Below are 20,205 nucleotides of genomic sequence, written 5' to 3' on the forward strand. Positions count from 1 at the left end.
TGATGCGCGGCGTGATCGTCATCGCCCATCGGCGCGCCAGCCGGCGGCGTGGTGCCCATCGGCATACCAGCCATCGAGCCGCTGTCCCGGGCCGATGACGTGCCGGCAGCGTCCGGCTGCGCAGCCGTCGTGCCGCCGGTCTTGTCTGGCGGATGGGCTGCGTGTGGATCAGCAGCCGACTGAGCGCCGGCCGCTCCATGAGCCAGCAGCATCGCCAGCGTGGCCAGGGCGGCGACTCGCTTCCACCCCACGAAGCCTTCCGTCAGCACCGCGGCGGCCTCCACTACATATGGCCCATCTTCTTCTTGGCCATGCCCCCGCCCATGCTCGAATCCATCTTCTGCATGGTGGCGTCGACCTTCTGCATCTGCATCTCGCAGTGCTCCATGTCCTCCTTCATCTGCTGCATGTGCTGCATCGTGGCGGGCATGTCCATGTCCTTATGCGCGGAGGCATCGCCAGCCTTCATCGCCATGGTCTGCTGATGCATCTGCATGCTGCCTTCCTGCATCTGTCGGCCCATGGCCTCCATGGCTTGCCCCCGTTCGCGCATCATGGCTGCCATCTCCTCCATGTGCGTGGCCATGGCATCGGGCGTTGCGGGCGCATTCTGAGAAGCAGGGGACTTCGGATCGGTAGGGTGCGCCGCTGGAGCGTGAGGTGCCGCCGGGGTGCTGGCGGGCTGCTGCCCCATGGCGCCTGGCATGGCATCCTTCTTGTGCATGTCATCATCAGCCAGTGCCGCGCCAGCGAGCGCGACACCCAGGATGCAGACCATGACAAGTGACGGCCGACGATAGTGCTGCTTCATGACAACCTCCGATAAGTAGCCTGCGGTTCCCCTCGGGAACCGATGAGCGCAACGCGCTCACGAAGAAACCGACCCGCGTGCGTGGTCGGTTCGTTCGTCCACTATGCGTGCGGCAAGCTGTCGATGGCAAGACCCCGACATTACGATGCCGCAATCTCCTCGTAATACGACGCCGGCACTGGAGGAAGGTCCTACCGGAAGAAAGTGCCACTTCGGATGCCACTCTATGGCGGACAAGCCGGAGAATCATCTGGCCATCGCCGCGTACTACCGCACGCTGGCCGGCGACGCGCTGGCTGAAGCCGAGAAGCACAAGGCAATGCGCAACACCTATCGGCACGACCACCAGAAGTTCAAGTCTGGAGCTGCCACGGGGCAGTCGATGGCACGGCACTGTGACCGGCTGACCAAGCTCCAGGAAGAGACCGCCGCAGAGTACGAGGCGCCTGCAAAGCTCCATGAAGCTGAGGCGGCAGCGTGATCACAGCCGCTGCAGCCAGCTCGCGAATGGACTCCGGGAGCGCTAGGGCCAGGGGAAGCACTACAAGCGAGTTGCGAGTGCTTGAACTGAAGGCCGATAGCTGGAGGCGACCTCGAATGTGCGCTAGTGCTACGTTCTAGTGACAGTCCCCATGCCCAAAATGTGGTCTGCAAATTCGATCAGGCTAGCGAATCGGTCAGGACCACGGATGGCATCGCGCCGTAGGTGGAAGCCATGCACTCCCAGCCTTTCGGGACCGAGCACATCGGCCTCCAATGTATCGCCGATCATTGCAATGGAAGGCGCTTTGCAACCCAACCGATTTAACAGATGTTCGTAGATCGCTGGCTCCGGTTTGACCGCACCTACCTCGAAGCTCCAGGCATAGGCCTCAAACTCAGGCAGTAGCAACTTGGCAGGAATGGCATAGGGGGTAGCCAAGTTGGAGCAGAGCGCCACTTTCAGCCCCGCTCTCTTAAGCCTTTCCAGTGTCCGCAGAGCGTCGTCATAGGGACTTACGCTGGTCAGTTCCGCGTAGAGATCAAGCTCCAGAGCGGCAAGCTCATCGTTATTTAGCTGTGTACCAAACAGGCTGGCGGCGCCGGCGAGCCCCACGTTTCGTGTCATCAATGTTCTGGCATCATCGGTCCTAGGTTGACGACCTTGGCTACGTGCCTGTTCTAAAAGCTTGCGAAATGGCCGCCGTCGTTCACCGATTTGCAGGAGCGTGCCATAGACATCGAAAATTACGGCTTCTATCAAAACAGAGTACCTGGGCTGCTTATGCTTTGCACGGTTCGGTATTTCATCAATGAATACGGCCGAGCATCGGACTATGGAGGCCTAGGCTAGGCCAGTAAGAAGTATTTGTGCGAGCTACTTTTCCAGCTGTTCGCTTCAACATTCGTACTGACATGCTGAGAAACTGACAGAAATGTAATGGTTAGTTCAGCCTTTGGTCAGGACGCTTTGCGTATGTTGGTTGTCGCACGCTGCAAGCATTGGGAAAAAAACCACGACGCCCTGCAGTAGGCCACGTTCGTTGCTGACCAATCCATAAGGTGCCCGTATGTACTCTCCGCAGTGCCATCACCAGCCCGACCAGACGAAAGGTACTGCAGCAGCACCCACAGACCCCTTCTGCGGGATGGAGGTGAAGGAGGACAGCGGGCAAGCGACCGGAATAACAATGCATCGGCGCTCGCCTGGGCTGTGTTGGCGTAGCGATGGGCAGATCTGGGGGATGCTGCGTACGCGGACGCTATCGGTGGCGACTGTTCGCAATATTCGTCAGAACCGTGTGTTTGCCTTTATGTACAACGGGCTGAGCATCCCAATCGCCGCAAGCCTGCTCTATCCGTTCTCCGGGCAGTTGCTGTCCCCGAAGATTGCTGCCTTGCCCATGAGCCTCAGCTCAGCATCCGTTGTGTTTAACGACCTCCGGCTCCGTCAAGCGCGCGTTGGTGAGCGCCAGTCGGCTCAGATTCTGTTGCGGAGCGGCGGATTGCCTCATTGATTACCCTTGGATTGGCTCGTAGGCTAACTTATGAAGTTCCACATGCGCTCCTTCCTTATCCTGCTGCTAGTGCTTGCGCTTCCGATCAATGGGATAGCGGAAATGCTCATGCCGGTTGGATCGTCCGGGCATCACGTGATGTCCGATATGGAAGGTGTGGGCGCCATGACGACCGACCACGCTTCGATGGTTGGCGCCGATGACGGTGCTGAACACGAGTGCTGTGAAGCGAATGAGCATGGAACGGCGACCGTCTACAAGACGGGCCAAGAATGCAAAACTGCAAGTATCCTTCAGCTTGTCTCAGTAAAAGCCCAGCTGATGCCTGCTGCTAAACCCGTGACCACTCCCTATAACGGCCTGATCCCCTCTAGCCTTTTAGACGCCGTCTGGCATCCACCCCGCGTCTAATTCCGATCAATTATAGGAACCGCCCGAGTGAGCATTCGGGCCGGCTACCGCGCGCCTTTGGCTCGCATGAAAGATCAGGAATCCTTCGCAAATGAAACCCCGTATTTATTGGGCGCCGCCGTACGTGGCCGCCTTGATCATGGGCGCGCTCTCGTTTCCAGGGTTAGTGTCCGCTTTGACCTTAGAACGTAACCGTCCGGCCAAATCATCTACCCAGCCCCGCAAGACCAGGACATGGTGTGCACTTAAATTAAGTGGACACCAGTTCTAGCCTTTTAAGCGGGTATTTCATGCAGCCAACACGCCGTTCCTATTCCAGTTTCTTCAAGGCTCAGGTCATTCAAGAGTGCGCCCAGCCTGGCGCTTCGATTGCCGGCATCGCGCGCAGCCATAGCCTCAATGCAAACCTCGTCCACAAATGGATTCGGATACAAGCGCATAAAACCACGGCGCTGCAACCTGCATTCATCCCATTGCCCATGCGGCTGGCCGGAGCAAATTCGCCTGCTGCATCATCGAGTATCTGCGTTGAAATCCAGCACTCACGCGGCACCGTCAATGTGACCTGGCCGACTGAAGGTGCTGCTGCCTGCGCGACCTTTCTGCGAGACCTGCTGCGATGATTCGCATCGACTCCATCTGGCTCGCCACTGAGCCGATGGACATGCGCGCCGGCACCGAGACAGCATTGGCCAGAGTGGTCGCGGTGTTCGGTGCGGCGAAGCCGCACTGTGCCTATCTGTTCGCCAACCGGCGCGGTACTCGGATGAAAGTGCTGGTGCATGACGGCTTCGGGGTCTGGCTGGCTGCTCGTCGGTTGAACCAAGGCAAGTTCCACTGGCCAGGGATTCGCCAGGGCTCTGAAATGCAGCTGGATACCGAGCAACTGCAGGCCCTGATAGTGGGCCTGCCGTGGCAGCGCACGGGTTGCGGCGCAGCAATCACATTGCTTTAACTCCTGCCATTGGCCTATTGATCCATCGCCGCGAATTGTCTGCTCTGGCAAAATCCGCAGCATGATTTCTCTTCACGCCCTCGACCATCTGCCCCCTGAACAACTGCGCGCGTTAGCGGCGCAGTTGATGCAGCGTGTCGAGACGCTCGACCATCAGGTCGGCACGCTGGGCAAGACGGTTGAAACGATGGGCAAGAAGATCAGTCGCGACCGAACAGTGATCGAGAAGCTGACCCGCGAGATCGCGCAGCTCAAGCGATTCAAGTTTGCCAAGCGCAGCGAACAGTTGAGTCCGCAACAGGCCAGCTTGCTTGATGACCTGATCGATACCGATATAGCGGCGATTGAAGCCGAGCTTCAAGCGCTGCAAACAGCTCCAGCTCAAGCTGAGAAAAAGCAAAAGCCCAAGCGCACTGCATTGCCCGCAGAGTTTCCACGCACGCTGATCCATCACGAACCGGACAACACTCACTGCCCATGCGGCTGCGCCCTAAAACGCATCGGAGAAGACGTCAGCGAAAAGCTGGACTACACGCCAGGCGTGTTTACCGTCGAACGCCATGTCCGTGGCAAGTGGGTCTGTGATGACTGCGAGACACTGATCCAGGCACCGGTTCCGGCGCAAATCATCGATAAGGGTATCCCGACCGCCGGGCTACTTGCCCACGTCATGATCGCGAAGTTTGCCGATCATCTTCCGCTGTACCGCCAAGAGTCGATTTTCGGTCGAGCGGGCCTGGCGATTCCACGTTCCACTTTGGCTCAATGGGTAGGCGTGACCGGTGTGCAGTTGCAGCCCCTGGTCGACGCGCTGCGCGATGTGGTGCTCGGGCAGTCGGTCGTCCACGCCGACGAAACACCGGTGCAGATGCTCGCGCCAGGCTCGAAGAAAACCCACCGTTCGTATGTGTGGGCCTACGCCACCAGCCAGTTCTGCAAAACAGCGGCAGTCGTTTACGATTTCAGCCCCAGCCGCGCCGGTGAACATGCTCGCAACTTCCTGCAAGACTGGAGGGGCAAGCTGGTTTGCGATGATTTTGGCGGTTACAAGGCCAGCTTCGAACTCGGCGTGACCGAGATCGGCTGCATGGCCCATGCGCGGCGCAAGTTCTACGAACTGCACGTCACCAACAAGAGCATGCTCGCCGAGCAAGCCCTGCGCTATATCCAACTGCTGTACGAAATCGAAAGCGAAGCCCGCGACCTGGAGCCGGATCTACGACGCCAAATACGGCAGGAAAAAGCGGTACCGGTGATGGATAGGCTGCATGCCTGGATGATGGCGCAGCGCGATCTCGTGCCCGAAGGCTCAGCCATCAGCAAAGCACTGAATTACAGCCTGAAACGCTGGGCGGCGCTGTCGCGCTACCTCGATGACGGGGCTGTACCCATTGATAATAATTGGGCAGAAAACCAGATCCGGCCCTGGGCTCTTGGACGCAAGAACTGGCTCTTTGCAGGTTCGTTGCGTAGCGGAAAACGGGCTGCGGCGATCATGAGCCTGATCCAGTCTGCACGGCTCAATGGCCATGATCCGTACGCTTACCTGAAGGATGTCCTCACGCGCCTGCCGACGCAGCGGGCGAGTGACATCGATCAATTGCTACCGCATAAGTGGCAGCCACTTTAATCACGCAAGGCGTGATGGCCGGACGCATACCTTAGAACAAGCTCTGAGCGTGGCCGAGCAAGACGCGCCTTCGCTGCATGCGCAAGCCGCCAACCTGGTGGCCGCACGCAGCGCTGCAATCCCTGCCGGCGAGCTTCCTGACCCTAAACTTAAGCTTGGACTGCAAAGCGTGCCCATCGAAGGTGACGCTCGCTGGCAGTTGGAGCAAGAGGCCATGACCATGCAAATGGTTGGGGTCATGCAAGATGTGCCAAACCGAGCGAAAAGGCGCGCTCGTGTCGAGGCCGCGCAGGCTAGTGTTGCGCTCGCAAACGCCCAGCAAACGGTTGAACGTCTCGGTGTGCGCCAAGCAACCGCCGAGGCATGGATCGCTAGCTTCGCGGTCGAGCAGAAGCTAAGCCTTTTCAAGCAGCTTTACAGCGAGAATCAGCTCCTTTCGCGGGCTGTTGAGGCCCGCATTGCTGGCGGCAGCGGACAAACCGCAGACAGCGTACTTCCGAGGCAAGAGGCAGCATTGCTGGCTGAACAAGAGGATGAGCTGCTGCGTAACCAGGCTGTTGCGCGGGCCGGCCTCCGGCGCTGGATAGGCGAGCTAGCAGGCCAGCCGCTTACAGGTGACTGGCCGCAATGGCTTGCCGCCATTGATAACTATCAGCACAACCTGAACCGGCACCCGGCGTTACTCGCCTTCGACCCGATGACTCGTGAAGCGGAGGCAAAGGTTCACCAGGCCATCGCAGAGAAAACACCGGATTGGAGTTGGGGGATCGACTACCTGCGACGTGGCCGTGAGTACGGCGACATGGTGAACCTCAGCGTCAGCTTCGACCTGCCGCTGTTTACCAGCTCTCGGCAGGATCCGAAGATCGCGGCCGAACGAGCTCGCCTTGCCCAGATCGAGGCTAAGCGCCAAGCGACCTTGCGCCTGTACAACCAAAAGCTGAGTACTGACCTCGCTGAGTATCAGCGTCTGGACCGCGCACTCATCCGCCTCGACAAAACCTTACTACCCCTCGCTGAAGAGAAGGTCCGCCTTGCCATGGCCGATTACCGCTCCGGAAACGGTGAGCTGACCGCTGTGATCGAAGCGCGACGACAGCTTGTGGAGACCCGGCTACGGCATATTGACGTCGCCCGCGATCGATCGTTGAGCAATGCCCGCCTGCATTTCGCCTTTGGAGATACCCGACCATGACATTTCAACACAAGCGGCTGGTACTCGCCTTCAGTCTGCCTCTGATGATTAGCGCTGCAGCGCTAATCGGTCTGCCTACCGCAGCCTTCGGACAATCGCCTGCAGAAGAAGACAAGGAAGTGCTCTATTGGTATGACCCTATGGTCCCCCAGCAAAAGTTCGATAAGCCGGGCAAGTCGCCATTCATGGATATGGAATTGATTCCACGCTATGCAGATGAGGGAAGCGACGGGGCATCGATCAGTATCGACCCGAGCGTGACGCAGAATCTCGGCGTGCGCTTGGCAACCGTAACGCGTGAATCGATCAGCCAGTCGCTCGAAGCGACAGGCGCATTGATGTTCGACGAGCGACGCGTAGCGGTCGTGCAGGCGCGCGCCGGGGGCTTTGTTGAGCGCATCTATGACCGAGCGCCGGAAGACGTCATCAAAAAAGGAGCGCCGCTAGCCGATCTGCTGGTTCCCGAATGGGTTGCCGCACAGGAAGAGTACCTGGCGCTCAAAGGGATTGGCGAACCCCAGCTGCTCGCAGCGGCTCGCCAGCGGTTGCGCCTTGCTGGCATGCCGCCAGAAGTCATAGTGCAGCTAGAACGAACTGGTAAAGCGCGCCCTGTTTGGACAGTGAGGAGTCCAATAGGCGGCGTGCTGAACAGCCTCGACGTTCGCGAGGGCATGACCGTATCCACTGGTGCGTCTCTGGCACGTGTTAATGGGCTGGAAAAGGTATGGTTAGAGGTTGCGGTGCCTGAGGCGCAGGTTGCAAATGTGGCGCCTGGGCAGCTGGTCAACGCGCGCCTCCCGGCCTTTGCAGGTGAAGTTCTGGAAGGGACGATCCAGGCCGTACTACCACAAGCCAACTTGGATAGCCGTACTGTGCGCGTCCGGGTTGAACTGCCTAATCCGCAACAACGGCTTCGTCCCGGCATGACGGCCGAGGTGACGTTGAGTCGCAACGTCGAAGATGTCTTGGTCATCCCGTCCGAGGCGGTCATTCGCACCGGTCGGCGCGCATTGGTGATGCTGGCCGAGGATCAAGGCCGTTACCGCCCGATTGAGGTTCGCACAGGCCGGGAATTCGATGACCAGACAGAGGTGCTTGAAGGGCTGGAAGCCGGTCAGAAGGTCGTGGCGTCCGGTCAGTTTCTCCTGGATTCAGAGGCGAGCCTACGCGGGCTGACCGCTCAGGGTTTGGAGGAGCCTGCAACTTCTACAGAACCTGCGCTGCACGAGGCTGAAGGTACGATCGTCAGCCTGGAAGATGGCATGGTTGGCCTGTCGCATGGGCCGTTCAAGACGCTGAACATGCCTGGGATGACAATGTCCTTTCCGGTTGCAGATCAATCGCTCCTAACAAAGTTGCAGACCGGCGATCACGTCCGTGTCGGCGCGCGTGAAAGCGAAGAGGGCCTGGTCATTGAGCACATCGAGAAGCTGGGGGGCCAGCCATGATCGCAGCCATAATTCGCTGGTCAGTGGCCAACCGCTTTCTGATCCTGCTGGCTACTGTGTTCGCGGTGGCTTGGGGTGTCTGGTCGGTCAAAAACACCGCTGTTGATGCATTGCCAGACCTTTCCGACGTTCAGGTCATCATCCGCACGCCATACCCCGGGCAGGCGCCCCAGATCGTTGAGAATCAGGTCACCTACCCACTGACGACGACCATGCTGTCTGTCCCCGGCGCAAATACGGTCCGCGGCTACTCCTTCTTCGGGGATAGCTACGTGTACGTCCTGTTTGAGGACGGCACCGACCTCTATTGGGCCCGTTCTCGGGTGCTGGAGTACCTGAGTCAGGTGCAGAGTCGGCTTCCCGCCGCCGCCAAACCCGCTTTGGGCCCTGACGCCACAGGTGTCGGCTGGATCTACCAATATGCTTTGGTAGACCGAACGGGCAAACATGACCTCTCGCAGCTGCGCTCTTTGCAAGATTGGTTCCTGCGCTATGAGCTCAAGACACTGCCCAACGTGGCGGAAGTCGCGCCCATAGGCGGGATGGTCAAGCAGTATCAGGTCGTACTGGATCCCGTGCGCATGGCAAGCAGGGGCGTGACGCAGCAGCAGATTGCAAAGGCGATCGATGAAGCCAACCGTGAAACCGGCGGGAGTGTTCTGGAACTCGCAGAAACCGAGTTCATGGTCCGTGCGACCGGGTATCTCAAGACACTCAAAGACTTTCGAGCCATTCCTTTGCGTCTCGACGGCGGCGTGCCAGTGACGCTAGGGGACGTTGCGCATATCCAGCTCGGCCCGGAAATGCGCCGGGGCATCAGCGAGCTTGACGGTGAAGGTGAGGTAGTCGGCGGCGTGGTGATCCTGCGGAGCGGCAAGAACGCTCGGGAAACCATCGCTGCCGTTCAGACCAAACTGGATGAGCTGAAAGCGAGCCTACCCCAAGGCGTCGAAATCGTCACGACGTACGACCGTAGCAAGCTGATCGACAGTGCCGTTGAAAACCTCACGCACAAGCTCATCGAGGAGTTCATTGTCGTTGCGTTGGTTTGCGCGATTTTTCTGTGGCATCTGCGCTCGTCGTTGGTCGCCATCGTGTCGTTGCCGATCGGCATCCTGATTGCTTTTGTGATCATGCAGCGGCAAGGCATCAACGCCAACATCATGTCGTTGGGTGGCATCGCGATCGCGATCGGAGCGATGGTCGATGCAGCAATCGTCATGATCGAAAACGCCCACAAGCACATTGAGGCCTGGCACAAGCGGCATCCTGACTCCACCTTGAAGGGCCAGGAGCACTGGAAGGTCATTACTGACGCGGCTGTTGAAGTGGGGCCGGCATTGTTCTTCAGCCTGCTGATCATCACGCTGTCGTTCATTCCAGTGTTCACCCTGGAGGCGCAGGAAGGCCGGCTGTTCGGTCCACTGGCGTTCACCAAAACCTATGCAATGGCAGCCGCCGCGGGCCTGTCTGTCACGCTGGTTCCGGTGCTCATGGGGTATTGGATCAGGGGCAAAATCCCTGACGAACACCGTAATCCACTCAACCGTGGCCTCATCTGGATCTACAAGCCGGCCCTGGACGCGGTACTGCGCTGGCCCAAGATGACTCTGCTGGTGGCTGTTCTGGTCTTCCTGACAGGCTTGTGGCCGGCCTCTCGCCTTGGTGGGGAGTTCTTGCCCCCGCTGGATGAAGGTGACCTCCTTTATATGCCCACTGCGCTTCCAGGCCTCTCCGCTCAGAAGGCTTCTGAGCTACTGCAGCAGACGGACCGGCTCATAAAAACGGTTCCAGAAGTTGCACACGTGTTCGGTAAGGCTGGTCGAGCCGACACCGCTACAGATCCCGCCCCGCTGGAAATGTTCGAGACGACCATTCAGTTCAAGCCGAAGGATCAATGGCGCCCTGGGATGACGCCTGACAAGCTGGTTGAGGAGTTGGATCGCACCGTACAGGTACCTGGATTAGCCAATCTGTGGATCCCGCCGATTCGAAACCGTATCGATATGCTGGCGACGGGTATCAAGAGCCCGATCGGGGTGAAAGTGTATGGCACTGACTTGGCACAGATCGACAAAGCCACCCAGGCAGTGGAAAAAATCGCCAAAACGGTGCCTGGGGTCAGTTCGGCGCTTGCTGAGAGACTGACCGGCGGCAGGTATATCGATGTGGATATCGATCGTGTCGCCGCCGCACGCTACGGCCTGAATATCGCGGACGTGCAATCGATCGTGGCCGGTGCCATCGGTGGTCAAACCATTGGTGAAACCGTGGAAGGGCTCGCCAGGTATCCGATCAACCTCCGCTATGGCCGCGAGTGGCGCGACTCGATATCCGATCTGCGCAACCTACCGATCTACACGCCGCAAGGCAGCCAGATCACGTTGGGGACCGTGGCCAAAGTACAGGTGACAGACGGACCGCCCATGCTTAAAAGCGAAAACGCAAGGCTGTCGGGCTGGGTTTACGTCGATGTTCGTGGCCGCGACATGGCGGCTGTGGTGGGCGATCTGAGGGAAAAGATCAGCAAAGGGGTCCAGCTCGAATCCGGCATGAGCATCAGCTATTCCGGCCAATTCGAATTCATGGAGCGCGCTAACGCGAAGCTGAAGCTCGTCGTTCCGGCTACCTTGCTGATCATTTTTGTATTGCTCTACCTAACGTTTGCCCGCTTTGGCGAGGCGCTGCTCATCATGGCTACGCTGCCATTCGCTCTGACCGGGGGCGTCTGGTTCCTATATCTGCTCGGGTACAACCTATCCGTAGCGACAGGAATCGGATTCATCGCACTGGCAGGCGTTTCTGCTGAGTTCGGCGTCATTATGCTGCTGTATTTGAAGAACGCCTGGACGGATCGGGTTAACGCTGGAGCCCATGGCGAAGGCGTCCTGCTCGACGCCATTCGTGAAGGTGCTGTCCAGCGAGTGCGCCCCAAGGCCATGACCGTCGCCGTGATCATCGCTGGCCTGCTGCCCATCCTTTGGGGCGGCGGGACCGGCAGCGAAATCATGAGCCGTATTGCCGCGCCCATGGTGGGCGGGATGATCACCGCGCCGTTGCTCTCCCTGTTCGTTCTGCCGGCAGCCTACCTGCTGATGCGCCGCCGGCAATTGCAGGCCCAGCACGCAACCAAACCCACTGGTGAACATCCGTGAAAATCAAGCACCTCAGCCTTCCTTAAAAGACGGGGCCTGGTTGAATGTAGAGTTCATCTTGAAAAGGCATGGTTTCGACTATTCGATTCACATAAAAAGCAAAGGAGCAAGCGACCGCCACATACGCGGCGGTCGCAGCAATACAAAAGGTTGCGCTTACAGCTTTGTAATTTGAAGAACAGCTTACTGTAAGTGTTGTGCCATTAAGCTATAGGCATCAAACAATCAGGAGTTTAGTCATGAAAGCCATTAGCAAAACCATCCTTTTTACTATGTTCGCTGCCGCCTCCTCTTTCGCAATGGCAGAACAAAATTCTGATCAAGTTATTCAGCGCCATAAAGAAGCCAAGCCAGTACTTAAGGCGCTACTTGAGGAAGGCAAAGTGCTAAGTGTAGGGCCTGCAGGTGCCACAGGTAAAAGTGGGGTTATGCAAAGGAGCAAGTATGATGGCCGTCCCCAAACGTTTGAGATAAAAATCAGAACGCCTGATGACGTGACCCATATCGTGGAATTCCGAGGACTGCCCTTCGGACTCAATAACGTTTAAGCAACGCAAAAAACCACACTCAAAGGATAGATAGATTTTTTCTCTTGCGCCGCCGGCAATTGCATACCGCAGCAATCTACAGATCTGGAGAGACATTCATGAACATCATGTCCATTACCCTTGCCACACTTTTCTTGGTCCCAGCCGCCTATGCTGCCGACAAGAAGCCCATGGATGGCATGCCTATGGATCATAAAGGCATGAACATGCAAATGGACCATAAATCAGCCGCACAGACCGCTACGGCTACTGGCACGATCAAGAAGGTGAATACCGAAAGCGGGACCGTCACCATTGCCCACGGCCCGGTCAAGGCCTTGGGCTGGCCCGCAATGACGATGGGATTCAAAGCAAAGCCTGACCAGCTCCAAAAGCTAAAAGAAGGCGATAAGGTCCAGTTCGATTTCTCCTCGCAGGGAATGGACTCCACGGTCACCCGCATCGAAAAACAGTAAGTGCAGAAGCGCTCGCCGTATATGCGACGGGCATAGCTCGATTAAAAGAGAGAAATTACAGCTTTGTAACGTTGAGAACAGCTTCTTGCAAGTCTTGCGCTTATAACATATCGGTATCAACTAACCAAAGGGTCAAAACCATGAACCGTATGAACAAAGTGATTTTCCCGCTTATTCTAACTGCTGCTTCATCTTTTGCGTTAGCTGAAGGCGGAAGCGAACGCACGCTGCATCGTTTGAATGATCCGGAAACCAAGTCCACTCTTAAGAAGTTGGTTAAAGAAGGTGAGGTGCTTAACATTGCACCTGCAGGGGCGAACGGCAAGACTGACATGATTCAAAACTATCGTACTAACGCCAAAGTCCAAACCTACGAGATGAGGGTAAAGACACCTGACGGGAAAATTCATACGGTAGAGTTTTTGAGCGCCCCGATTGGCGTAAATAACGGCTAACCTGTCAAAGTTAATATCAAGGGTAGGCGACATGCGAGGAATGATGAAAGGATGTGGTGGATGAAGGAGACCGTCAAAGCCGGAAGCTCGCTAAAATGGTGAAGGTCCAGACCAGGTCTTGAATACGAACGATACTGCAACGACCATATCGAAGCAGGTAAGGCTCCTCCGGACGCCCTGCCTGCTTTTGTGCTTAGCCTAACCAGGACCGTACTGATGGAAAAAGTTTCACTGACGAGCAGAATGGCGGTGGTTTTCATGCTCGTGGTTACGGTTGTGCTGATGGTCGCCGCAATCAGCTTCTATTATTTCTGCCAGCTGCATTTCGAGCGCAAGGATGCGCAAGTGCTGAGTGAAAAAGCCGCTGCCGTAGAGCATATGCTACGTAGCAGTACGGCTTTCGGACAGGAGGCCACCTCAAAGATCGATGCGGTCATTGAGCACTCTTTCGGGTTTGCAACTGCGGTAGTGATAGACGGCAAAACGGTTTACTCACACCACAATTTTTCTGAGCGCTTGCTTCCTCTCGTCACGGATAATCAAGAGGAACGCTGGGCAGTAAATTTCGATGGGCACCAGTACAGTGGCATTACCAGAAAAGTAGATCAGTGGGTCGAAGGGCAAGACGCAGTCATCTATCTGGCTTTGGATGTAACGCATCGAGTCCACTTCTTCGAGATGATTCAGCAATGGTTTGCTTATACGCTCGTGATCAGTGCGCTTCTAAGTGGGGCACTAGGTGTTGTTCTGATCAAAAAGGGCTTGAAGCCCATTGGCGAACTATCCAAGACATCTTCAACCGTAACCGCCAACTGCTTAGATACGCGGATTCCGACCGAGTCAGTACCAGGCGAACTTCATGAACTCGTTGCTAACTTCAATGAAATGCTCTCGCGCTTGGATGATTCTTTCCTCCGGCTGTCAGGTTTCTCAGCGGACATCGCGCATGAGCTAAGAACGCCGCTGAACAGCATGCTTACCCAAATAGAGGTCGCGCTCTTACGCGACCGCGAGAATACCGACTACAAGAACATTTTGTATTCCGCCCTCGAAGAACTTAGGCGCATGTCAAAGATGGTCGATGACATGCTGTTCCTAGCCAAGGCGGACAACGGAAAGATTACGCCCAGTGCCGAAGATGCCAGCATAGCTGAGATTGCCGCTAGCGTTATCGAATATTACGAGCTAGCAGCCGAGGAAAAAAATGTAAAAATCGCTCTTTCAGGCGATGGATCGGTGAATGGGGACAAATCAATGCTAAGACGGGCTATTTCAAACATAGTCTCTAACGCAGTTCGGTATGCGGAGGAACGCAGCACCATAAGCGTTGAAATAAGCGAGAGCGGCGCTTCGGTTTCCACGGCTATTTCCAACCGCGGCATAACTATTCCAGCCGAGCTTCAAACCCGGATATTCGACCGTTTCTACAGGGTCGACACCGCAAGGCGCGAAGGTACTACGTTGAACGCGGGCCTCGGCATGGCTATCACTCGTTCAATAGTAGAAGCGCACAAAGGGCGCATCGCTTGTGAATCAGCTGAGGGACACACGACTTTTACAATGACGCTTCCAAGGCTTATGTCTAGTTAATGGCAGATGCCCACAACGACCCTGACCTACGCTTTAGAGAAATGCCTGGCTGAACCGAAAGAGGTCACGCCTTTCGAACCTGTATGTTTGATCCTGGAGGTTCCCGTGACAGCGTCCTCATCGAGAAAATGCGGTACGACGGCCGCAGCGCTCAACGAAGCGTGCTTCTGCGTGAGCCTGGATCAGGTTGCGCTCACAAATGCATTGTCCGAACAGCTTGGAAATCCCGAGTTGTCAGAGCTATTGAAGTCACGTTGCCCCCATGTATTTGCTGCTCGACCGGTATTTGTTTCGCCGTCGCGACTGCGTCAGGTGCGTGAGGTCATCCAAGCCATCGAGCGAACCGTGAGTTTGCCCGCTTGGCGCGAGCATGCTCTGGATTCCGCCCCCCCTATTGCGCAACACAACCCTCGTCACGCGCGGGGCGTCTTCTTTGGCTACGATTTTCATCTGGATGAGGACAAGCTTGGGCTCATCGAAATAAACACAAATGCGGGCGGAGCGATGCTAAACGTATTGCTCGCCCGCGCGCAGCGCAGTTGTTGCAGCGGCGTAGTCGGACTATCGCCGGGGCAGGAATGGCCCGGAGGCTTCGAACAATCGATTCTGCATATGTTCGCCCAAGAATGGTCTGCGAGCGGCGAGCAACGACCGCTCAGGCGCCTGGTGATCTTAGATGAAAGCCCACAAGCCCAATACCTGTATCCGGAGTTTCTTCTATTTCAGCGGTTATTCGAGTCAGCAGGAATCGGCTGCATAATTGCAGACCCAGCCGATCTGGCCTTTCACAACGATTGCCTCTTGGTCCACGGCAAGCCTGTGGATCTTGTCTACAACCGACTCACCGACTTCTATCTGGAAGGTGACAATTGCAGCGCGCTGCGCAGCGCTTATTTGGCTGATGTCGTGACGGTAACGCCGCACCCTCAGGCCTATGCCCTTTATGCCGACAAACGCCGGTTGGTTGACCTAACCAACGGACGTTTTTTGGAAGAGATTGGCGTTGGTCAGCAAATCCGAGCCGTATTGGCCCAATACGTCCCGCTTACCGTGCCTGTCGGGCATGGTAACGCAGAGCACCTCTGGCAAAACCGCCGTAGCCTCTTCTTCAAGCCCGTCAGCGGGTTTGGTAGTCGCGGTGCATACCGAGGAGACAAGCTCACCAAGCGCGTTTGGGAAGAAATCGTTGGCGGAAACTACGTCGCCCAGTCCCTTGTAGCTCCTGGCGAGCGTAGAACCGTCGCCGACCCTCAGGTACGACCGATGAAGTTTGACCTGCGCGCGTACGCTTATGCTGGCGAGGTGCAGTGGAACGCTGCCAGGGTCTACCAAGGCCAGACGACCAACTTCAGAACAGAGGGAGGCGGTTTTGCCCCCGTGTTTACCTTAGGGGAGGAAGAGAAGCGAGCCGGCTCTACAGAGCAATGGTCGCACGCTTCGTTCACGTTCTTACTCGACGAAACCGGCGCCGTACAGGAGCTGCCGCACCCGCTATATCTCGCGTTGGTTCGAGCCGAAAAGGCTACCTCAACACTTGCCGGTAAACGTTTCCGACTGGCGGACTGGTATGTTGCAATGGAGGGCAACCATCCGTCCAAGGTCATCCGAGAATGGTACGGCTGGGTTGCTTTCAACGCCGATGGCGCTTTTCACCCCGCGGCTGGTTTCGCAAAAGACTCGGAATCGGTAGGTGCTGGGAATGTAGACGCTACTGCCCTACCAACGCCAGAAGAGCATCGTCTCATTAACCATTTGCTGTTTCAGAACCATTAGCGCAGTACCGGACGCAGTGTGGAGCACCGATCTGGCGTCGTGTTGTCGTAATGATGGCTGATACTGGCCCGTGCGTGTAGTCGTGTGTTGCGTTCTTCCAACTGTGCCCATCAGCGGACGCCGGGGAAGCCGGGTTCCAGACTGCCGAGATTGCGGATGCAGACCGGCAGCACCTCGGCCAGGTCGGCCTCTAGGGGTTCCCAGTGACCGCCCATGTAAGCTGCGGCTAAGGTCAGGTGCTAATTACCGGCGGATCGCGAATCCGCACTGCGGCCACCGGTTGCCCGAGCCCAACCGCCAGCGTCGACCGTCCGGTGCTACCAATTCCACGGTGCCTCCGCGACAGTGGCGTCCGATCAGGTCTGACACGGCTTGCATGGATCAATGACTTCCTTGGAGTTATGAACGTAACCGTCCGCCGAACCCATCTCCCCGCTTCTTCCAGATAGCGGCATGGTGTGCACCTATTTTTGGTGGACACCATTTCAAGCCACTTTCTGGAGGGTTTCGTGTCTCGACAGCGCCGTACATTCCCCAAGGCTTTCAAGGCCCAGGTCATCGAAGAGTGCGCCCAGTCCGGTGCTTCCGTCGCCGGCGTGGCGCTCAGCCACGGGCTCAATGCCAACCTGGTGCATAAATGGATTCGTAAGCAGCGCGAGCCGCTACCGGTCGTATCTGCACGCTTTATCCCGGTGCCGCTCGGCATCCTGCCTTCAGAGCAGGCCAGCTCTGAAGAGCTAACGATACGAATCGAAATCCCCTACCACGCCGGCAGTCTGTCGGTGCACTGGCCGGTGCAGGACGGCGAAGGCTGTACACGCTTGCTGCGCGGGCTGCTCGCATGATTCGCATCGATCGCATCTGGCTGGCCACCGAGCCGATGGACATGCGCGCCGGCACCGAAACCGCATTGGCCCGTGTAGTGGCGGTATTCGGTGCGGCCAAGCCACACTGTGCTTATCTGTTCGCCAACCGCCGCGCCAACCGCATGAAAGTGTTGGTGCATGACGGTGTAGGGATCTGGCTGGCCGCGCGGCGTTTAGATCAGGGCAAGTTTCACTGGCCAGGCATCCGTCATGGCTCGGAGGTCGAGCTCGAGAGCGAGCAGCTTCAGGCTTTGGTGCTCGGTTTACCCTGGCAGCGGGTTGGTGCAGCCGGTGCGATCACAGTGCTGTAGCGCCGGCCATTAGCCCATCGCTTTATCTGCGCTGATCGCCTGCTCTGGCACAATCAGCGGCATGACTTCCTTGCCCAATCTCAACCAACTGACACCTGAGCAACTGCGCGCACTCGCTGCGCAGTTGCTGTCGCAAGTCGACACGCTGGGTAAGACGGTTGAAACGATGGGCAAGAAGATCGACCGCGATCAAACCGTCATCGAGCAGCTCACCCATGAAATCGCCTGGTTCAAGCGACACAAGTTCGCCAAGCGTAGCGAGCAACTAAGCCCTGACCAGGGCAGCCTGCTGGATGATTTGCTCGACACGGACATTGCCGCTATCGAGGCGGAGTTGAAAACCCTCAATCCTCCGGCGGCTCCGGCTGAACCCCGCCAACAGCCCAAGCGCGCACCGCTGCCAGCCCAGTTTCCGCGTACTGTGATCCGTCACGAGCCGCCGAACACTCAATGCGCCTGCGGCTGCCCGCTGCAACGCATCGGCGAAGACATCAGCGAAAAGCTGGATTACACGCCTGGCGTGTTCACCGTCGAACAGCATGTGCGTGGCAAGTGGGCCTGTCGCCAGTGCGAAACATTGATCCAGGCGCCGGTACCAGCCCAGGTGATCGACAAGGGCATCCCGACTGCCGGCTTGCTGGCTCATGTCATGGTGGCCAAATACGCCGATCATCTGCCGCTGTACCGGCAAGAGAAGATCTTTGGCCGTGCGGGTCTGGCTATCGCGCGTTCGACATTGGCGCAGTGGGTCGGACAAACCGGCGTACAGCTCCAACCATTGGTCGATGCCCTGCGCGAGGCGGTACTGGCGCAAGGCGTGATCCATGCCGACGAAACCCCCGTGCAAATGCTGGCCCCTGGCGAGAAGAAAACCCACCGGGCTTACGTCTGGGCATACTGCACCACACCCTTCGCCGACCTGAAGGCCGTGGTCTATGACTTCAGCCCAAGCCGTGCAGGTGAGCATGCGCGCAATTTTATGGGTCAGTGGAATGGCAAACTGGTCTGCGACGACTTCGCCGGCTACAAGGCCAGCTTCGAGCAGGGCATCACCGAAATTGGCTGCATGGCCCACGCCCGGCGCAAATTTTTCGATCTGCACTCAGCGAACAAAAGCCAGTTAGCCGAACAGGCGCTGCACTCCATTGCCGGGCTGTATGAAATCGAGCGGCAAGCACGGCACATGAGCGATGAAGAACGCTGGCGAATACGCCAGGAAAAGTCTTCACCGATCCTCGATGCGCTGCATGACTGGATGCTGGCCCAGCGTGATCGGGTGCCCAATGGATCAGCCACGGCAAAAGCCCTGGATTACAGCCTAAAACGCTGGCTAGCGCTGACGCGCTATCTGGAAGATGGAGCCGTGCCCATCGACAACAATCAGGTCGAGAACCAGATTCGGCCTTGGGCATTGGGGCGCTCGAACTGGCTGTTTGCCGGTTCACTACGCAGCGGCAAACGGGCGGCTGCGATCATGAGCCTGATCCAGTCAGCACGCCTCAACGGTCACGATCCGTACGCCTACCTGAAGGGCGTGCTCATGCGGCTACCAACGCAGCGGGCAAGCGAAATCAGTCAACTGCTGCCGCATCAGTGGATACAGCCTGAAGCAGGCATGTAACCACAGCGGTGTATCACCCCAAACAGCCTACCCGTAATAGTCTCGCACTGATTTTTAGGCGTTCACGATGTGATACACGGCGGGCGTTCAGCGTGTGATACAGCTACCCGTGCAGCCTGTGATACAGATACGCAAGGTGAATTAGCTAGACGCTTACTTATGAACAGACTGGGACGGCCGTTTCTCGATGGGGCCGCTAAGATGTTCATCACGCAGGCTCAGCAGCCAGCTGCGACGTCAATGCCTTAAAGTGTGGGCGAGTCGATCGCCTCTATCTGACGCTTACAGAAATGAAATCTTGGCCTAAGCCCTCTGTAAGGAAGAGTTGCCTAAGCTGGAGCCATGAGTGCCTGGTTGAGAGCGGATTTCGCCCGGAGCATAGTCAGCAGCCGCCTCTATTTCGTACTCAAGGTGCCTATTACACAGGGTGGTCGCTTGACCTGTGTGTTACACACAGGTGTACAAGACAATAGAACTAATCCTAGGTTAGGCGCGGCAGGTTGATCTGCATCAAGTGCAGGCTGCTGAGATGGTCCACCGTGTTTGCATCGCAATATTCAGTGAGGAGACGACGATGCGGGTTAACGAGTTGGCTAAAAAGCTCGGAATTAGCGCCGACAGCATTCGCTACTACACCCGTGCCGGGTTTGTAGTGCCCGGAAAAGATCAAACCAATGGTTATAAGATATATCGTGAACGCGATGAGCAACGTCTTCGCTTCATTTTAAGTGCACGGCGACTAGGTTTTTCTGTGGCCGATGTTGCGCAGAATACTAAATGAGGCCGACGGAGGCAAAAGCGCCTGCCCCACGGTGCGCCACCTGTTTGCCCTGCGCCTGCAGCAAACCACGCAACGGTTTGACGATATGCAAAAACTGCGCAAGCGCATGCTCACTGCACTCAACGAGTGGGGCAGTAAGCCAGACCGGCTGCCCAGCGGCAACAGCCTCTGCCATCTGATTGAAGACTTTACCTCGTAAAGCC

General features: G+C 57.2%; 20 protein-coding genes and 3 pseudogenes. 19 read left to right on the plus strand and 4 right to left on the minus strand.

Features of this window, described 5'->3' with window-relative positions; translation table 11 throughout:
* Both IEG05_RS20270 and IEG05_RS20275 read right to left on the minus strand, forming a co-directional pair.
* Positions 1-251 (minus strand): annotated as a pseudogene (locus IEG05_RS20270) (2Fe-2S iron-sulfur cluster-binding protein); the annotation flags it as partial.
* A 32-nt stretch (positions 252-283) separates the two neighbouring features.
* The gene (locus IEG05_RS20275; protein WP_191122628.1) at positions 284-811 is read right to left on the minus strand and encodes a hypothetical protein; all 528 of its coding nucleotides are present in this window, start codon (positions 809-811) and stop codon (positions 284-286) included.
* 226 nt (positions 812-1,037) lie between these two features.
* Between IEG05_RS20275 and IEG05_RS20280 the strand changes: the two genes are divergently transcribed.
* Positions 1,038-1,292: a hypothetical protein gene (locus IEG05_RS20280; RefSeq protein ID WP_191122629.1), complete on the plus strand. Its 255-nt coding sequence runs from the start codon at positions 1,038-1,040 to the stop codon at positions 1,290-1,292.
* Here the strand turns inward: IEG05_RS20280 and IEG05_RS23390 are convergent.
* Together IEG05_RS23390 and IEG05_RS20285 are read right to left on the minus strand one after the other, a co-directional pair.
* Positions 1,288-1,386: pseudogene (locus IEG05_RS23390) on the minus strand (arsenic resistance protein); the annotation flags it as partial. The gene IEG05_RS20280 and the pseudogene IEG05_RS23390 sit on opposite strands and share 5 nt — an antisense overlap.
* A 35-nt stretch (positions 1,387-1,421) precedes the next feature.
* Entirely contained in the window at positions 1,422-2,054 is a 633-nt protein-coding gene (locus IEG05_RS20285) for an HAD family hydrolase (RefSeq protein WP_191122630.1), read from the minus strand.
* 466 nt (positions 2,055-2,520) lie between these two features.
* Between IEG05_RS20285 and IEG05_RS20290 the strand changes: the two are divergent.
* The 18 genes and pseudogenes from IEG05_RS20290 to IEG05_RS23400 all read left to right on the plus strand — a co-directional run.
* Positions 2,521-2,808 (plus strand): annotated as a pseudogene (locus IEG05_RS20290) (hypothetical protein); the annotation flags it as partial.
* A 42-nt stretch (positions 2,809-2,850) separates the two neighbouring features.
* Entirely contained in the window at positions 2,851-3,219 is a 369-nt protein-coding gene (locus IEG05_RS20295) for a hypothetical protein (RefSeq protein WP_224742920.1), read from the plus strand.
* A gap of 290 nt (positions 3,220-3,509) precedes the next feature.
* Positions 3,510-3,842, plus strand: a complete 333-nt coding sequence (tnpA, locus tag IEG05_RS20300) for an IS66-like element accessory protein TnpA (protein ID WP_224742921.1) — start codon at positions 3,510-3,512, stop codon at positions 3,840-3,842.
* Positions 3,839-4,174 carry an IS66 family insertion sequence element accessory protein TnpB gene (tnpB, locus tag IEG05_RS20305; RefSeq protein ID WP_046622651.1) on the plus strand — a complete coding sequence of 112 codons (336 nt, stop codon included), beginning with the start codon at positions 3,839-3,841 and terminating at the stop codon, positions 4,172-4,174. Before tnpA (IEG05_RS20300) ends, tnpB (IEG05_RS20305) begins: the two co-directional genes overlap by 4 nt.
* A 61-nt stretch (positions 4,175-4,235) precedes the next feature.
* Positions 4,236-5,804 (plus strand): IS66 family transposase, encoded by a 1,569-nt coding sequence (tnpC, locus tag IEG05_RS20310; RefSeq protein ID WP_191122631.1) that lies wholly within the window; start codon positions 4,236-4,238, stop codon positions 5,802-5,804.
* Positions 5,728-6,999, plus strand: a complete 1,272-nt coding sequence (locus IEG05_RS20315; protein WP_224742922.1) for a TolC family protein — start codon at positions 5,728-5,730, stop codon at positions 6,997-6,999. The genes tnpC (IEG05_RS20310) and IEG05_RS20315 overlap by 77 nt, the downstream gene beginning before the upstream one ends.
* Positions 6,996-8,447 (plus strand): efflux RND transporter periplasmic adaptor subunit, encoded by a 1,452-nt coding sequence (locus IEG05_RS20320; RefSeq protein ID WP_046622422.1) that lies wholly within the window; start codon positions 6,996-6,998, stop codon positions 8,445-8,447. Before IEG05_RS20315 ends, IEG05_RS20320 begins: the two co-directional genes overlap by 4 nt.
* Positions 8,444-11,602, plus strand: a complete 3,159-nt coding sequence (locus tag IEG05_RS20325) for an efflux RND transporter permease subunit (protein ID WP_191122632.1) — start codon at positions 8,444-8,446, stop codon at positions 11,600-11,602. The genes IEG05_RS20320 and IEG05_RS20325 overlap by 4 nt, the downstream gene beginning before the upstream one ends.
* Positions 11,603-11,841: 239 nt before the next feature.
* Positions 11,842-12,150 carry a hypothetical protein gene (locus IEG05_RS20330; RefSeq protein WP_042922860.1) on the plus strand — a complete coding sequence of 103 codons (309 nt, stop codon included), beginning with the start codon at positions 11,842-11,844 and terminating at the stop codon, positions 12,148-12,150.
* Positions 12,151-12,248: 98 nt separating this feature from the next.
* Positions 12,249-12,605: a copper-binding protein gene (locus IEG05_RS20335; RefSeq protein WP_017245526.1), complete on the plus strand. Its 357-nt coding sequence runs from the start codon at positions 12,249-12,251 to the stop codon at positions 12,603-12,605.
* Between the two features lie 140 nt (positions 12,606-12,745).
* Entirely contained in the window at positions 12,746-13,060 is a 315-nt protein-coding gene (locus tag IEG05_RS20340; RefSeq protein WP_042922862.1) for a co-regulatory protein PtrA N-terminal domain-containing protein, read from the plus strand.
* Positions 13,061-13,276: 216 nt separating this feature from the next.
* On the plus strand, positions 13,277-14,650 hold the full coding sequence (locus IEG05_RS20345; RefSeq protein ID WP_191122633.1) for a heavy metal sensor histidine kinase: 1,374 nt from the start codon (positions 13,277-13,279) through the stop codon (positions 14,648-14,650).
* 6 nt (positions 14,651-14,656) lie between these two features.
* Positions 14,657-16,423 (plus strand): hypothetical protein, encoded by a 1,767-nt coding sequence (locus tag IEG05_RS20350; RefSeq protein ID WP_224742923.1) that lies wholly within the window; start codon positions 14,657-14,659, stop codon positions 16,421-16,423.
* 509 nt (positions 16,424-16,932) lie between these two features.
* Positions 16,933-17,268 carry an IS66-like element accessory protein TnpA gene (tnpA, locus tag IEG05_RS20355; protein WP_023911066.1) on the plus strand — a complete coding sequence of 112 codons (336 nt, stop codon included), beginning with the start codon at positions 16,933-16,935 and terminating at the stop codon, positions 17,266-17,268.
* Positions 17,265-17,600 (plus strand): IS66 family insertion sequence element accessory protein TnpB, encoded by a 336-nt coding sequence (gene tnpB, locus IEG05_RS20360; protein WP_046622429.1) that lies wholly within the window; start codon positions 17,265-17,267, stop codon positions 17,598-17,600. The genes tnpA (IEG05_RS20355) and tnpB (IEG05_RS20360) overlap by 4 nt, the downstream gene beginning before the upstream one ends.
* A 61-nt stretch (positions 17,601-17,661) precedes the next feature.
* Positions 17,662-19,221: an IS66 family transposase gene (gene tnpC / locus IEG05_RS20365; protein WP_046622430.1), complete on the plus strand. Its 1,560-nt coding sequence runs from the start codon at positions 17,662-17,664 to the stop codon at positions 19,219-19,221.
* A gap of 574 nt (positions 19,222-19,795) precedes the next feature.
* On the plus strand, positions 19,796-20,002 hold the full coding sequence (locus IEG05_RS23395) for a MerR family transcriptional regulator (protein WP_224742924.1): 207 nt from the start codon (positions 19,796-19,798) through the stop codon (positions 20,000-20,002).
* Positions 19,980-20,201 carry a MerR family transcriptional regulator gene (locus IEG05_RS23400; RefSeq protein ID WP_224742925.1) on the plus strand — a complete coding sequence of 74 codons (222 nt, stop codon included), beginning with the start codon at positions 19,980-19,982 and terminating at the stop codon, positions 20,199-20,201. The genes IEG05_RS23395 and IEG05_RS23400 overlap by 23 nt, the downstream gene beginning before the upstream one ends.
* Positions 20,202-20,205 lie beyond the last annotated feature (4 nt).

This window comes from Stutzerimonas kunmingensis, from assembly GCF_014764705.1.
Lineage (GTDB): Bacteria > Pseudomonadota > Gammaproteobacteria > Pseudomonadales > Pseudomonadaceae > Stutzerimonas.